We start from the raw sequence: 13,873 nt of genomic DNA on the forward strand, positions 1-13,873 counted from the left end.
GGGGCGGACGGCAAGTCCCGGTCAGCCGGCTTCCAGCTCCGCCCAGATCTCCTCGGCCCAGCCCTTGAGCACCAGCGCCTCTTCCCAGCGGTCGGACATCTCGCGCCCGTCCGGGCCGGTCAGCGCATAATCGGGCGGCCCGAGTTCGCAGAGGAAGATGCAGGTGCCGTCCGCGTTGCGCGCGCGCCAGCCCGCCAGCCCCTCGCGCCACCATCCGCGGAACAGATCTTCCCATTTGCGGCTGGAGGGCCAGCCGAGCGGGAGCTGGATCTGCCCGCGCCCGGCGACACGCCCCTGGAAGCTGTCGGAACGCGCGAGGATGCGGGAGATGTGGCCCATCTCGCGGCGGGGGATCGGGAAGCTCATCTCGCGGCCGGTCACGTAATGCGAAAGGTCGGCGCAGAGCCGCATCTCGGGGACGGCATCCAGAAGCAGCAGCGTCGCGTAGAGGTCGTTGGTGATGCAGTTGCGGTGGGTCTCGAACAGGACCGGCATGCCCTCCTGTTCCGACATCTCGATCCAGGCTCGGATCACCGGAATCATGCCCTCGACGGACAGCGGCATCACTTGGCCGATCACCACCACGAAGGGCGCGCCGAAGTCCTTCGCCATCCTCAGCGTCGGCCGCAGGCCCTCCACCGTCTTCGGGAAGTCCACCAGGAAGGGCGTCAGCCCGGCGCGCGCCATCATCGGCTGGATGCGGCGGATGTCCTCCGCAGAGGTAGCGCCGAAATCCAACGCCATGCCGGCATAGCCCGCCCCGGCCACCTTCTCCACCACCTGCTCGTAGGGCAGCTTCACGCCGGACTGGTCATGCGGCTGCATCGCCCAGAGGGCGGTATAGACGTCGAGGCGCCGGGTCATTCGGCCATCACCCGCAGCGGGCGGCCGCGCACCGGCACGACCCAGACCTCGTTCATCGGGTACTGGCTTTCGTCCTTGGCGCGGAGCTTGCGTATCACCTCGATCTGGAACTCGATCCAGCCCATCTGCCAGACCCCGCCGGCCTTCGCCTCGATCTTCGCGTTCAGCTCGCCGAGCTTCCAGAACGGCACCGAGGGAAAGGTGTGGTGCGCGGTGTGGTACGGCATCTGCCAGCAGAGCCAGCGGACCAGCGCATTGGCGCGGGTGGAGCGGGTGTTCTCGAGGATCGAGTCCTCGTGGCTGAGGCCGAGATGCTCGATGGTGTTCTGCAGCTGGTGGACGGGCTTGGTCAGCACCATCGGCAGGATCCAGAAGGTGAGCCAGATCCAGCTGCCCGTCGCCAGCGAGACGATCAGGACCGCGGCGTAGAGGCCCAGATGGATGCGGCTTTCGCGGATGATGCGCGCCTCTTCCTGCGGACGGATGAAGGGTTCCACGATGACGCCGCGGGTACGGCGGACGATGCCGAGGATGCGGTTGCGCCAATAGGTGATCCCGGACAGCCACAGGAGGTAGGTGGCCAGCGTGTAGGGCTCGCGCACGAGTTCGCCGTCGCGCTCCCAGTCCTGCGTCCATTGGTGATGGGCGAAATGCATCACCTGGTCGAAATCGCGCGGGAACAGCATGAAGAAGCCGATGATCCGCCCGAAGGCTTCGTTCAGCCAGCGGGTGGCGAAGACGGTGGCATGGGACAGCTCGTGCTGCGCGGCATAGAGGAAATTCACCAGCACGCCGAGCACCAGCCCGGTGGCCAGAACCCACCATGTCCCCATGGCCAGCGCGTGCAGCCAGGCCGCGGCGGCGATCGCGCCCAGATGGCTGCCGAGCTGCAGCCAGCCCTTCAGGTCCGACCGCTCTGCCAGCGTCCTCAGCTCTGCCGGCTCCAGCAGTTTCCTGCGCGAAAAGCTCGCTTCCATCCTGGTCCCCTGTCGTGGCGCGGAAATGTTCGATACAGATTAATGTTGAATAATTTGCACGTCTATTGACATTGATTTGCCATTAAGATGAATTTTCTGCATGAATTTGCCGCCGATATCCGCCCTTGAAATGCTCGACGCCCTGGCCCGGACAGGCTCGGTCGCGGCCACCGCATCGGAGCTGAATCTCAGCCCCAGCGCGGTCAGCCACAAGCTGCGCACGCTGGAGGCGCGGCTGGGCTTCCGCCTGGCCGAAGCGCAGGGCCGGGGTCTCAGGCTGACCGGCGAGGCGCACCGCTATGTCGCCGCGATACGGCCCGGGCTCGCGGCGCTGCGCGACGCCCATCGCGGGATCGGCGCGGCAGGCGGCACGCTCGATCTGGCCGTGACCTCGGGGCTGGCGGCAACCTGGCTGGCGCCGCGGCTGCGGCGGTTCCTCGGCCTCTGCCCGGACGTGGCGCTGACCCTGTCCAGCTTCGCCTCGGGCGAGGAGCCGCCACGCGCGGACCTTTGGATCGGCTTCACCGACAGCCCGCCGCCGGGGGCCGAGCTGCTCCTGCGGGTCGCGTTCTTTCCAGTCTGCGCGCCGGAGCTGCTCTACGAGGGCGGCGGGATCGCCATCGGCGGGCTGCGGCCGGACATGCTGCTGCATCTCGACGGACCGGCCGACTGGGGGCGCTGGCTGGAAGCGGCAGGCTCCGGGCTCCGTCCGGGAACCGAGGGCATCTCCTTCACCGGGCTCCTCGCGATGTATGCCGCCGCCGAGGCCGGGCTGGGCCTCTGCCTGGGCGACAGCCTGACCTGCGCGCGGGCGCTGAGCACCGGGCGGCTGGTGCGCCCCTTCGGGACGGAGATGCCCGCCCGCGCAGCCTATTGGATCGCCCCGCCGCCCGGCGGCGCCTCGGATCCGGCCCAGGCCTTCATCGACTGGATCAAGGCCGAGATTGCCGCCTGACTGCCGCCGCGTCCCGCCCGCTGTTGGGATGGCCGCGGATCCGTGCCACACTGGCCCAGGTTTGGACGGGATATTTCGATGCGGATCATCTTGCTTCTCTGCGCCTGGCTGGCCGCCGGTCCGGCATTTGCCCAGAACCGGATGGCCCTGGTGATCGGCAATGACGCCTATGCGAACGTGCCGCAGCTGGCGCTGGCCGTCGCCGATGCAACCGCCGTGGCCGATGCGCTCCGGCAGCAGGGATACGAGACGCTGACCGCGACCGATGCGGGCCGGCGCGACATGAACCGCAAGATCTCGGATTTCACCGCGCGGCTCCAGCCGGGCGACACGGCAGTGGTGTATTTCGCCGGCCACGGGGTCGAGATCGACGGCGAGAACTACCTGCTGCCGGCCGATATCCTGGTTCCCGGCGCGGGCGAGAGCGATTTCGTCAAGTCGGAGTCCATCGCGCTGTCCGGGCTGCTCGACCGCGTCCGAGCGACCGGCGCCCGCACGGTCATCGCGATCATCGACGCCTGCCGCAACAACCCCTTCGCGACGGCCTCCGGGCGCAGCATCGGCGCCACCCGCGGGCTCGGCCGGATCGCCGCGCCGCAGGGCAGCTTCGTGATCTTCTCCGCCGGGGCCGGGCAGCTCGCGCTCGACCATCTGCCGGGCGAGACCGGCGCGGCGAATTCCGTCTTCACCCGCGCGCTGCTGAAGCGGCTGCCCCAGCCGGGGCTGGAGCTGCGCGAGATGGTGGCCGATCTGCGGATCGAGGTGCGCGACATGGCGCTTTCGGTCCAGCACGCGCAGGTGCCGGCCTATTACGACGAGCTGATCGGCGCGTTCTACTTCGCCCCGCCAGCGAACCGGCCGGCGGCGGAGACGCAGCCGGGCGGCGATGGCGCGGACCGCATGCGGGAGGATTTCGATCTCGCCCGCGAGATCGGCACGCCCGCGGCCTGGGACATCTTCCTGGAGCGCCATGCCGCGCGGCGCGGGGAATACACCTACGAACTCGCCCTGCAGCTGCGCGAGGGGGCGGCTGCCTCCGAAGCGGGACCGAGCGCGCGGGATGCCGCGGCGCCGGAGCCCCCGGCAGAGGACGCCCCCGGGCAGGAGGCAGCACCGCCCGCCATGGCCGCGCGGAGCCGCGAGGACATCATCCGCGCCACCCAGGCAGCGCTGAACCGGGCGAATTGCGCCGCCGGCGCCGCCGACGGCATTGCCGGTCCGCGGACGCGCAGCGCCTTTGCCCGGTTCATCCGCGAAAGCGGGGCGGATCTGGCGGAAGGGGATCTGGGACTCGAGGCCGCCCTGAAGGCAGTCGAGGCCCAGACCGGCCCGGTCTGCAGCACCGCAGCGCCCCCTGCCCCGGAGCCGCCCAGGGCCGTGCGCGGACCCACCATGGCCGGGTCCTGGTCCTTCAGCGCAACCTGTGCCTTCGGCCTCCGCGTCACGGGCACGGTGCGGCTGAGGGAGACGCAGCCGAATTTCTTCCGCGGCGAGATCTCGGACTCGCTCGGGCAGCACGGCACCGCCGAGATGACGCTCAGCGGGCTGGCGATCAGCGGCAAATCCTATTTCCCGGCCAAGACCAACACCTTCAGCGGCCAGATGGCGCCGGACGGTCTGAGCTATACCACCAAGGGCACGTCGACCTGCACCGTGCATGGCCGCAAGGCGGGCTAAAGGCGGCGGACCGGGCCGCTTGCCGGGCGGGCCCTGCGCCCCCCGGGCCGGAGCCCAAGTCCCGCGCCATCTGAACCGGGCGCGGCCCCTGGCGGGTGCTTGACCGGGATCAACGACCGCCCCCCGGCGCCATGGCAGGATCCTTCCGTGCCGGGGAGGACACGCCATGACACGAGACACGCCGTCCGGACTGCATCACATCGCCGGGGGCGGCATTGCCGGGCTGGCCGCCGCCGTCTTCCTGATCCGCGATGCGGGGACCCGCGGGGAAGACATCCGCATCTACGACGCCGCGGAGGTGGCGGGCGGTTCGCTCGATGCCAGCGGCGGCCCGGACGCCGGCTACCTGGTCCGCGGCGGCCGCATGTTCGAGCCGCATTTCGCCTGCACGCTCGACCTGCTCGGCTCCATCCCGTCTGCCGACGATCCGGCGGTCTCCGCCGCCGAGGACATCTTCGCCTTCAACCGCGCGGTGCCGGGATCGGGCAAGTGCCGGCTGGTCCGTGACGGGCGGCCCGCGCCGGACCGCGCGGAGCTTTCGCTGCGCATGATGGACAAGCTTGACATCGCCCGGCTGACGCTGGTGCCGGAGGCCGCGCTGGGGGCGCGGCGCATCGAGGACTGGTTCCGCCCGTCCTTCTTCGACAGCAATTTCTGGCTGATGTGGTCGACCATGTTCGCCTTCCAGCCCTGGCATTCCGCTGCCGAGATGCGGCGCTATCTCAAGCGGTTCATCCATCTCTTTCCCGGCTTCACCCGGATCGAGGGGATCCTGCGGACGCGCTACAACCAGTACGATTCCATGATCCTGCCGGTCCAGCGCTGGCTGGAAGCGCGCGGCGTGCGCATCGAAACCGGCACAGCGATCGCCGATCTGCGCTTCGCGGGCAGCCCCGGCAGCCGCCGCGCAACGGACCTGGTCCTGGACGATGGCACGGCGGTGCCGCTCGGCGCGGATGACAAGGTCTACCTGACGCTGGGCTCGATGACTGACGGCGCGGTCCTGGGCAGCAACGATGCCGCGCCGGGCCAGGAAGACCGCGAGGGGCCGTCCTGGAGGCTGTGGCGCAACCTCGCCGCGGCGGAGCCGGGCTTCGGCCGGCCCGAAGCCTTCTGCGGCGACCCGCGCCTGAGCGCCTGGAACTCCTTCACTGTCACGATGGAAGATCCCGGCTTCTTCGCCTTCATGGAGGCGCATACCGGCAACCGCACCGGCACGGGCGGGCTTGTGACCTTCGCAGGCTCGGGCTGGGTGCTGTCGATCGTGCTGTTCCACCAGCCGCATTTCCGCGGCCAGGCCCCGGGGAAGCAGGTCTTCTGGGGCTACGGGCTGCGCGGCGACCGGCCCGGCGACTTCGTGCGGAAGCCGATGTGGGAGGCCACCGGCGACGAAATCGCCGCGGAACTCTGCGGCCAGCTGCACCTGTCCGAGGATCAGGCCGGCTGGTTCCGCAACGCCCGCATCCGCCCCTGCCGGATGCCGTTCATCACCAGCCAGTTCATGCCGCGCCGCCCCGGCGACCGTCCGCTTGTCTGCCCGCCGGACATCGGCAACGTCGCGGTGATGGGCCAGTTCTGCGAGCAGGAGCGCGACTGCGTCTTCACTGTGGAATACTCGGTCCGCGCCGCCCGCGCCGCGGTCGCCGGGCTGACCGGCCGCTGCACGCCGCCGCCGCCGGTCGCGCGCACCGATCTCGACCCGAGGGTGCTGATGCGCGCGGCCGGAGTGTTCCTGCGGGGATGAGGCCGCGCCTCAGGCGGCGGCCGTGACCCGCCAGATGACGTCGCCGACATCGTCCGCCATCAGCAGCGACTTGCCGTCCGGCCCGATGGTCACGCCGACCGGGCGTCCATAGGCCAGCTTCTCGTCCTCCGACAGGAAGCCCGAGAGGATGTCGCGCGGCTGGCCGGCGGGCCGGCCGTTCTCGAAGGGCACGAAGATCAGCTTGTAGCCGCTGAGCTTGGAGCGGTTCCAGGAGCCGTGCTGGCCGATCACCATGCCATCGCCGAAGCCGGGCAGCGTGCCTTCCGGCATCCAGCAGAGGCCGAGCGACGCGGTATGGCCGCCGAGCGCGTAATCCGGGGTGATCGCGCGGGCGACCAGGCCTGCGTCCTGCGGCACGCGGTCGTCGACGGTCCGGCCCCAGTAGCAATAGGGCCAGCCGTAGAAGCCGCCGTCTTCGACCGAGGTCAGGTAATCGGGCGGCGTCTCGTCGCCCAGCCCGTCGCGTTCGTTGACCACGGTCCAGAGCTTTCCGGTGACCGGCTCCCAGACCATGCCCACGGCGTTGCGCAGGCCTGAGGCGAAGATCCGCGCCTGCCCCGTCGCCACGTCCAGTTCCCAGATCGCGGCGCGGCCCTCTTCGGCCTCCATGCCCGCATCGCCGATATTCGACAGCGATCCGACGCCGGCATAGATCCTGGCGCCGTCCGGCGAGACCAGCAGGCTGCGGGTCCAATGGCCGTGCGGCTTGAAATCGACCAGCTGCTCGCCCTCGCCGGACAATGCCGTGCTGCCGGGCGCGAAGTCGAAGACCCGGATCCCGTCGGTATTGCCGAGATAGAAGCGGTTACCGACCAAGGCCATGCCGAAGGGCTGGTTCTGGTTTTCTACGAAGACCTCGCGGATTTCGGCAATGCCGTCGCCATCGGCATCGCGCCACAGCGTCACCCGGTTCGCGCTGGTGCCGATCGCCTTGACCCGGCGCATCGTTGCCTGCGCGGCGTGATCCATCAGCGTCTTCGGCGGCGCCGGCTGCTCCTTGGATTCCGCGACCAGCACGTCGCCGTTCGGCAGCACCTCGATCCAGCGCGGATGGTCCAGCCCGGAGGCGAAGGCATTGACTTTCAGCCCCGGCGCGCAGACCGGCAGCCGCCCGTCCTTCCAGCCCTCGGCCACCGGCATCTTCAGGGTCATGATCCCCTGCTTGCGGGCCTCGGGGATTTGCGGCGCCTGGCCGATGGCCTGATGCGCGGGCGACCCCATGCGCCGCGTCCAGGCGACCGTTCCGCCCACCAGTTCGGTGGCTTTCGCTATGAAATCCATGGCTTCTCCCCTCTCCTCGGGGGCAGCCTAGCGGAGATGCACCAGCCGCGACAGCACCTTTGCGCCTGCCGCGACAGGATGTGCGAGCGCTACCAGACGCGGTCGAGCAGCGAGAGCCAGTTCTCGCCCATGATCCGGCGGATCTTGGTCTCGGACCAGCCCGCGCGCTCCATCGCCGCCGTCAGGTTCGGGAAATCGGCGACCGAGCCCAGCCCGTCGGGGAATTCGACTTCCCAGATATCGGTGAGCTGGCGCGCATAGCCCTTGTCGCGGTTGAGATACTCGAAGAACTTCGCGCCGTAGCCCATGGTGAAATCGGTGCCGAAACCGGTGCGCTCCTCGCCGACGAGGTTCACGATGTAGTCGATGGCGGCGACGTAGTCGTCCACCGTCGCGCCGTTTCCCGCGGCGAGGAAGGGCGGGAACATGGTCACGCCGACAAAGCCGTCGGCCTCGGCGATGAAGCGGAGCTGTTCGTCGGACTTGTTCCGCGGATGCGCCTTCAGCCCCGCGGGCAGGCAGTGGCTATAGGCGACGGGCCGCTTGGAGGCGCGGATCACGTCCTCGGAGGTCTTCGGCCCGACATGGCTGAGATCGCAGAGGATGCCCACGCGGTTCATCTCGGCCACCACCTCATGGCCGAAATCCGACAGCCCGCCATCGACCGTCTCGTAGCAGCCCGAGCCCACCAGGTTGCGGGTGTTGTAGGTCATCTGGACGATGCCGACGCCCTGTTCCTTGAAGAGCTCGATGAACTCCAGCCGGTCCTCGAAGGCCGAGGTGTTCTGGAAGCCCAGCACCACCGCGGTCCGCCCGTCCGCCTTGGCCTGGCGGATATCGGCGACGGTCCTGGCCTTGACGATCAGGTCGGCGTGGTCGCGGAACATGCCGTTCCAGCGGCCGATTTCCAGCATCGTGTCGCGGAAGTTCTCCCAGACCGAGCAGGTGCAGTTGGCGCCGGTCAGCCCGCCCGCCCGCATCGCCTCGAAGACCGGGCGGCCCCAGTCCGAAATGATGAGCCCGTCGAAAACGGTCAGGTCATCGTGCAGCGTGGTCATGTCTTGGTCCTTGGTTCAGAGATAGATGTTGCGCACGATCGCGTCGTGATCGCCGGCCATGGCGCGGACATCGCCGCCATCCACGACCTGCCCGTCGCGCAGCACGATGAAGCGGTCGGCGGCGCGGAAGGCGAGGTTGAGGTTCTGCTCGACCATCAGCATGGTGACGCCCTCGAGCTTCAGCGCGTCGATGATCTGGGCGATTTCCTCGCAGAATTGCGGCGACAAGCCGCCCGAGGGTTCGTCGAGCAGCAGCAGCCGCGGCTTCGACATCAGCGCACGGCCGATGGCGACCATCTGCTGCTCGCCGCCCGAGAGCGTGCGGGTCGGCTGGCGGCGGCGCTCCTTCAGGCGGGGGAAGCGGGCATAGATGCGATCGAGCGTCTCCGCCATCTCGCGCCCGCCGCGGCGCATCGCGCCGAGCCGCAGGTTGTCCTCGACCGAGAGGTCCGGAAAGAGGTCGCGCGCCTGGCTGACCTGGGCGATGCCGAGGGCAAAGATGCGATGCGGCGGCAGCCCGGCGGTTTCGGTGCCGTCGAAGAGGACGGAGCCCGCGGAGGGCCGCACGAAGCCGCAGACCGCGTTGAGCGAGGTCGACTTGCCCGAGCCGTTGGCACCGAGCAGCGTCAGGCATTCGCCCGGCAACACGTCATAGGACGCGCCGCGCAGGATCGGCTTCTTGCCATAACCGGCATGCAGGTCGCGGATTTGAAGGAGGGGCGTGTCAGGCATGTCCGAGATAGGCCTCCAGCACGGCGCGGTCCTCACGGATTTCGGCAGGCGTCCCTTCGGCGATGCGGGCGCCGGCCGCCATCACCAGGATACGGTCGGCCGCGGCCATGACCAGCTCCACCGCGTGTTCGATCAGAAGGATGCCGACGCCCTTCTCGCCTGCGAGCCGCCGGATGATCTCCATCATCTGCGCCCTCGCCACCGGCGAGAGCCCGACCGCCGGCTCGTCGAGCAGCAGCACCGGCGGATCGGAGGCGACAGTGCGGACGATCTCGACGATGCGCTGCTGCCCGCCCGAGAGGTCGCCCGCGCGGGTATCGGCCATATGGTCCATCGACATCAGCTTCAGCAGGTCGCGGGCGCGGGCAATGGCGTCGGCCTCGGCCCTCAGCGCCTTCGAGCGGCCGAGCAGGATGTCGAGGAAGCTGCCCGCGGTCTGGGCATGGAGCCCGGTCAGCACGTTTTCCAGCACGGTCAGCTCGGGGAAGAGCCCGCCATTCTGGAAGGTCCGGCGGATGCCGCGGGCGGCGATCTCGTGCGGGGTGAGCTGCGTCAGCTCCTGCCCCTTCAGCAGCACGCTGCCCGAGGTCGGCGTGACATAGCCCGAGATCGCGTTGAAGAGCGTCGATTTGCCGGCGCCGTTCGGGCCGATCACGGCGCGGATCTGGCCTTCGTCGAGACGGAAGGACACGTCGTCGAGCGCGGTCAGCCCGGCAAAGCGGACCGAGAGCCCGCGGGTTTCCAGAAGCAGCGTCATGGGGCCTCCCGGTAGTAGCGTTCGGTGAAGACCGGCGAGAGCCGGCGCAGGAGGCTCGCCAGCCCCTTCGGCATCGCGACCAGAACGGCCGCGACAATCAGGCCGAAGAAGAGCTCCTCCATCCCCGGGAAGGCGCGCAGGTATTCGGGCAGAGCGGTCAGCAGGACCGCGCCCAGAACCGCGCCCAGAACCGAGCCGAGCCCGCCGACCAGCACCATCGCGAAGGAGGCGATGAGCTGCAGCATGCCGAAGCTCTCGGGGAAGACATGGCCGACATGGCGCGCGAAAAGCGCCCCGGCGCAGCCGACGACGAGCCCCGACCAGGCGAAGGTGGTCACGATCACCCGTGCGGTCGGGATCGCCAGCGAGGCGGTGGCGATCTCGTTTTCCCGCACCGCCATCACCGCGCGGCCGAAGCGCGAGCGCAGAAGGTTCAGCGTGGCCTTCACCAGAAGCACCGTGACGGCGAGGAAGATGTAGAATTTCAGCGTGTCGTCGGTCAGCGAAATGCCGAACATCGTCTCGCGCGGCAGGGGCATGCCGTCTGTGCCGCCGGTCAGCGGCTTGGCATGCAGATAGGCCCACCGCATCAGCTCGCCGAAGGCCAGGGTGATGATGGCGAGGTAGTAGCTGCGGATGCCGCGCAGCGCGGCGGCCGAGGCGATGAGCCCGCCGAGGGCGCCGACAGCCCCGGCCAGAGGGACGGTCACGATCCAGGGGATCCCCGCCTTGGCCGAGAGGATCGCCGATGCATAGGCGCCGATCCCGAAGAAGGCGGTATTGGCAAAGGCGAGCTGGCCGAGATTGCCGATGACGAGGGAGAAGCCCAGCGTCACCAGGATGGAGATCAGCATGCCGTTGACGATGAACTGGGTATAGGCGTTGGTCGCCAGCGGCAGGAAGAGGAGCGCCGCGGGCACTGCCCAGAAGGCATAGGTGCGCAGGTTCTGCTGGCGGGGGGTGGGCATGTTGGACATCGGCTTACACCTTCACCACGGCCTTGCGGCCGAACAGGCCCTGCGGGCGGATGAAGAGGACGAGGACGATCACCAGATAGGCGGTGATCTCGATCAGCGCGCTGTCAAGATAGGCGCCGGCATATTGCTCAGCGACGCCCAGGATCACGCCGCCCAGCACCGCGCCGCCCAGCGAGCCGAAGCCCCCGAGCGTCATTGCGGCGAAACCCTTGATCAGGAAGGACGCCCCCAAATCGGGATGCAGCAGCGAGACCGGCGCCACGAGGATGCCGCCGAGCGCGCCGAGCGCGGCCCCCACGCCCCAGGCGAAATCGTCGAAGCGCTCGACATTGAGCCCGATCAGCCGGGCGCCGCGCGGGCTCTGGTAGACCGCCTGCACCATCTTGCCGAGATCGGTCAGCGCCAGCAGCCCGAAGAACACGAGGAGCAGCACCAGCACGGTGGAGATGATGAAGACCGCATCGCCTGTGATCACAAGATCGCCGAGGAAGATCGGGGCCATGTCGAATACGGCGGGCATCGGCAGCACCTCGCGCCCCCAGACCATGCGCGCGATCCCGCGCAGCAGGTACCCGGCAGCGATGCACATCAGCGCCAGCCCGATATGCGGCCCGCCCTTCACCGGGCGGATCAGCCCGCGGTTGAAGAGCACGCCGAGGACGAACATGGCGAGCATGGCGAGTACCGCGGCGGGCAGGAAGGCGATCCCGGCCAGAACGACGAGCACGTAGGAGAGGAACGCCCCCGCCATCACGAAGTCGCCATGGCCGAAATTCACCACCGTGGTCGATCGGTAGACCACCGTCAGCGACAGCGCGACGAGCGCGTAGATCATGCCCTGGGAAAGCCCTCCCAGGGTGAGCTGCAACAGCATCTTGTCTGCTCCTTGGAAAGGCCGGGCGCAGGCGCCCGGCGGTCAGGCACTCAGTAGGGCTGGCCCCAGGCCTTCAGGACGGTCGGCGTGCCGTCGACGAAGCCCGCCACGGCCGATCCCTTGACGCCCTGGTGGTCCTCCGGCGTCCACGTGATCGGGTCCGAGAGGATGCCGGTGTCGAAATCGCGGACTTCTTCCAGCGCGGCCATCAGCTTGGAGCGCGTCAGCTCGGGACCCGCCGCCTTCAGCGCCTCGACCAGCGCCTCGGCCGAGCCGATCGAGACGAAGGAGAAGGTCGAGAGCTCTTCGTCTGGATAGTACTTGTGGATCATCTCGCCCCAGGGCTCCATCTTCGGCCCGTCGAGATTGTCCACGTAGGAATGGATCACGTAGTAGTTCTTCACCGTGTCGAAATCGCCGGTGCGCTTCAGCGTGTTCTCCAGGTCGGTCCCGGCCGTGCCCATCACCGGAATGTCGCCCATCCCGTATTTCTTCAGGTCGCGCAGGAAGATGGCGGTCTCCGCCTCATAGAGCGCGGCGATGATGAAGTCGGGCTTCTCCTGGCGCAGCTTCAGCACCTGCGCAGTGGCATCGGTCTGGCCGCGCTCCATCGTCAGGTCCAGCGACGGCGTGACGCCGTGCTCTTCCAGATAGGCGCGGGCGGGATTGGAATAGCTGTGCGCCCAGTCATTCGAATGCTCGATGATCGCGACATTCGCGGTGTCCGGCTTCGACAGGACGAAGGCCGCCATGGCCCGCCCGTTGGCACCGCCCGTCGGCACGCCGTGGAAGATGTTCTTCGCCAGCGGGTCGGAGATCGAGTCGCTGACCGCATGGGCGACGATCCACGGCACGCCCGACTCTTCGATCGTCGGCCGCAGCGCCAGCGCCACGCCCGAACAGGAATTGCCCTGCAGCATGAAGACCTTGTCCTGCGAGATCAGCTTCTTGGCCGCGGCCAGACCCTTGGCGCTGTCGCAGGCGGTGTCTTCCTGGACGGCGACCAGCTTGCGGCCGTAGATGCCGCCCTCGTCGTTGATCTTGTCGTAATAGGCCATCATCCCGATCAGCGCCTTGCTGTAGGAGGAAGCATTGCCCGAGAACGGGCCCATCACCCCGATGGTGATGGCATCGTCGGTGAGACCTTCGGTCTCCCATTCCGCATCCTGGGCGAGCACCGGCGCGGCCGTTACGGCAAGCGCGGCAAGCAGGGAGGCAAGTGTTCGCATCTTCTGGCTCCTGTTGGTCTGTCGGGGAGGATCGCGGCTTGGCACCGCTTCTGGTTAGGTTGGCAAATTCTTAACTTGCCGACCGGTCGGTTTGTTTATTCGCGCCACTTCCTACGGCGCCGGCCGAACATGGACCGCGATGACGGCTTTCAGCGCGTCGAGCATCTCGCGGAAATAGCGTTCGTCGCGGCGCAGGACGGCCTGCACCGCCATGCCGCGGAACACGTTCATCACCAGGTTCATCGCCACCCGGGCCGAGACGGTCCCCGGCTCGGCGGCCACGAAGCTGCGCGACCAGGTGGCTTCGAACTTCTCGTGCAGGTCGAGGATCAGCGGCGCGAGCTGGCGGCGCAGTTCCTTGTCGCCGCGCGCCGCGACGATGATCTCGAGCGAGGAATAGAACCAGTCCCCCTTCAGCACATTGTCCCAGGCCGCCTCGAAGAAGCCGTCCAGGTCGAGCCGGCCCTCCCGCAGCTCGGCGGCAAGCGACTCCAGCCCGTCGGCGAAATTGGCGAACATCTCGCCGGTCGCCGCCACGATCAGGTCCATCTTGCCCGGATAGTGATGCGTCTGCGCCCCGCGCGACACCCCGGCCCGGCGCGCGATGCCCGCCGTGCTGGTATTGGCGTAGCCCACCTCCATCAGCGACTGGATCGTCGCCTCCAGCAGCAGCCTGCGGGTCTCCGCGCTGCGCTCGTCCTGGGTCCTGCGTCTGGTCATTGTCATG

The 13,873-nt window shown here is 68.5% G+C and carries 13 protein-coding genes; 3 read left to right on the forward strand and 10 right to left on the reverse strand.

Annotated elements, in window-relative coordinates; genetic code table 11:
- Positions 1-21: 21 nt before the first annotated feature.
- Both HCC78_RS17880 and HCC78_RS17885 read right to left on the reverse strand, forming a co-directional pair.
- Positions 22-864 (reverse strand): sugar phosphate isomerase/epimerase, encoded by an 843-nt coding sequence (locus HCC78_RS17880; protein ID WP_253949239.1) that lies wholly within the window; start codon positions 862-864, stop codon positions 22-24.
- The gene (locus HCC78_RS17885; protein ID WP_172330159.1) at positions 861-1,841 is read right to left on the reverse strand and encodes a fatty acid desaturase; all 981 of its coding nucleotides are present in this window, start codon (positions 1,839-1,841) and stop codon (positions 861-863) included. The genes HCC78_RS17880 and HCC78_RS17885 overlap by 4 nt, the downstream gene beginning before the upstream one ends.
- Positions 1,842-1,941: 100 nt before the next feature.
- On the opposite strand from HCC78_RS17885, the gene HCC78_RS17890 reads away from it, so the two are divergent.
- The 3 genes from HCC78_RS17890 to HCC78_RS17900 all read left to right on the forward strand — a co-directional run bounded on the left by HCC78_RS17890 (position 1,942) and on the right by HCC78_RS17900 (position 6,217).
- Positions 1,942-2,796, forward strand: coding sequence for a LysR substrate-binding domain-containing protein (locus HCC78_RS17890; RefSeq protein ID WP_172330160.1), 855 nt, complete (start codon positions 1,942-1,944; stop codon positions 2,794-2,796).
- 78 nt (positions 2,797-2,874) lie between these two features.
- Positions 2,875-4,473 (forward strand): caspase family protein, encoded by a 1,599-nt coding sequence (locus HCC78_RS17895; protein ID WP_172330161.1) that lies wholly within the window; start codon positions 2,875-2,877, stop codon positions 4,471-4,473.
- Positions 4,474-4,639: 166 nt separating this feature from the next.
- Positions 4,640-6,217 carry an oleate hydratase gene (locus HCC78_RS17900; RefSeq protein WP_172330162.1) on the forward strand — a complete coding sequence of 526 codons (1,578 nt, stop codon included), beginning with the start codon at positions 4,640-4,642 and terminating at the stop codon, positions 6,215-6,217.
- Between the two features lie 9 nt (positions 6,218-6,226).
- Here the strand turns inward: HCC78_RS17900 and HCC78_RS17905 are convergent, their stop codons facing one another.
- The 8 genes from HCC78_RS17905 to HCC78_RS17940 form a co-directional block, all read right to left on the reverse strand.
- Complete coding sequence (locus HCC78_RS17905; protein ID WP_172330163.1) at positions 6,227-7,519, reverse strand: sorbosone dehydrogenase family protein; 1,293 nt, start codon at positions 7,517-7,519, stop codon at positions 6,227-6,229.
- 89 nt (positions 7,520-7,608) lie between these two features.
- Positions 7,609-8,577 carry a dipeptidase gene (locus HCC78_RS17910; protein ID WP_172330164.1) on the reverse strand — a complete coding sequence of 323 codons (969 nt, stop codon included), beginning with the start codon at positions 8,575-8,577 and terminating at the stop codon, positions 7,609-7,611.
- A gap of 15 nt (positions 8,578-8,592) precedes the next feature.
- On the reverse strand, positions 8,593-9,309 hold the full coding sequence (locus tag HCC78_RS17915) for an ABC transporter ATP-binding protein (protein ID WP_172330165.1): 717 nt from the start codon (positions 9,307-9,309) through the stop codon (positions 8,593-8,595).
- Positions 9,302-10,066: an ABC transporter ATP-binding protein gene (locus HCC78_RS17920; RefSeq protein WP_172330166.1), complete on the reverse strand. Its 765-nt coding sequence runs from the start codon at positions 10,064-10,066 to the stop codon at positions 9,302-9,304. The genes HCC78_RS17915 and HCC78_RS17920 overlap by 8 nt, the downstream gene beginning before the upstream one ends.
- Entirely contained in the window at positions 10,063-11,043 is a 981-nt protein-coding gene (locus tag HCC78_RS17925) for a branched-chain amino acid ABC transporter permease (RefSeq protein WP_172330167.1), read from the reverse strand. The genes HCC78_RS17920 and HCC78_RS17925 overlap by 4 nt, the downstream gene beginning before the upstream one ends.
- A 4-nt stretch (positions 11,044-11,047) precedes the next feature.
- Complete coding sequence (locus tag HCC78_RS17930) at positions 11,048-11,917, reverse strand: branched-chain amino acid ABC transporter permease (RefSeq protein ID WP_172330168.1); 870 nt, start codon at positions 11,915-11,917, stop codon at positions 11,048-11,050.
- A 50-nt stretch (positions 11,918-11,967) separates the two neighbouring features.
- On the reverse strand, positions 11,968-13,146 hold the full coding sequence (locus HCC78_RS17935) for an ABC transporter substrate-binding protein (RefSeq protein ID WP_172330169.1): 1,179 nt from the start codon (positions 13,144-13,146) through the stop codon (positions 11,968-11,970).
- Between the two features lie 111 nt (positions 13,147-13,257).
- The gene (locus tag HCC78_RS17940) at positions 13,258-13,866 is read right to left on the reverse strand and encodes a TetR/AcrR family transcriptional regulator (protein ID WP_253949240.1); all 609 of its coding nucleotides are present in this window, start codon (positions 13,864-13,866) and stop codon (positions 13,258-13,260) included.
- Positions 13,867-13,873: the final 7 nt, after the last annotated feature.

The sequence above is a fragment of the Mangrovicoccus sp. HB161399 genome (assembly GCF_013184745.1).
Taxonomy (GTDB): domain Bacteria; phylum Pseudomonadota; class Alphaproteobacteria; order Rhodobacterales; family Rhodobacteraceae; genus Mangrovicoccus.

Bases quoted from the DNA above. Each gene is read 5' to 3' on its own strand.
- HCC78_RS17880 (WP_253949239.1), bottom strand. From the start codon at position 864: ATGACCCGGCGCCTCGACGTCTATACCGCCCTCTGGGCGATGCAGCCG.
- HCC78_RS17885 (WP_172330159.1), bottom strand. From the start codon at position 1,841: ATGGAAGCGAGCTTTTCGCGCAGGAAACTGCTGGAGCCGGCAGAGCTG.
- HCC78_RS17890 (WP_172330160.1), top strand. From the start codon at position 1,942: ATGAATTTGCCGCCGATATCCGCCCTTGAAATGCTCGACGCCCTGGCC.
- HCC78_RS17895 (WP_172330161.1), top strand. From the start codon at position 2,875: ATGCGGATCATCTTGCTTCTCTGCGCCTGGCTGGCCGCCGGTCCGGCA.
- HCC78_RS17900 (WP_172330162.1), top strand. From the start codon at position 4,640: ATGACACGAGACACGCCGTCCGGACTGCATCACATCGCCGGGGGCGGC.
- HCC78_RS17905 (WP_172330163.1), bottom strand. From the start codon at position 7,519: ATGGATTTCATAGCGAAAGCCACCGAACTGGTGGGCGGAACGGTCGCC.
- HCC78_RS17910 (WP_172330164.1), bottom strand. From the start codon at position 8,577: ATGACCACGCTGCACGATGACCTGACCGTTTTCGACGGGCTCATCATT.
- HCC78_RS17915 (WP_172330165.1), bottom strand. From the start codon at position 9,309: ATGCCTGACACGCCCCTCCTTCAAATCCGCGACCTGCATGCCGGTTAT.
- HCC78_RS17920 (WP_172330166.1), bottom strand. From the start codon at position 10,066: ATGACGCTGCTTCTGGAAACCCGCGGGCTCTCGGTCCGCTTTGCCGGG.
- HCC78_RS17925 (WP_172330167.1), bottom strand. From the start codon at position 11,043: ATGTCCAACATGCCCACCCCCCGCCAGCAGAACCTGCGCACCTATGCC.
- HCC78_RS17930 (WP_172330168.1), bottom strand. From the start codon at position 11,917: ATGCTGTTGCAGCTCACCCTGGGAGGGCTTTCCCAGGGCATGATCTAC.
- HCC78_RS17935 (WP_172330169.1), bottom strand. From the start codon at position 13,146: ATGCGAACACTTGCCTCCCTGCTTGCCGCGCTTGCCGTAACGGCCGCG.
- HCC78_RS17940 (WP_253949240.1), bottom strand. From the start codon at position 13,866: ATGACCAGACGCAGGACCCAGGACGAGCGCAGCGCGGAGACCCGCAGG.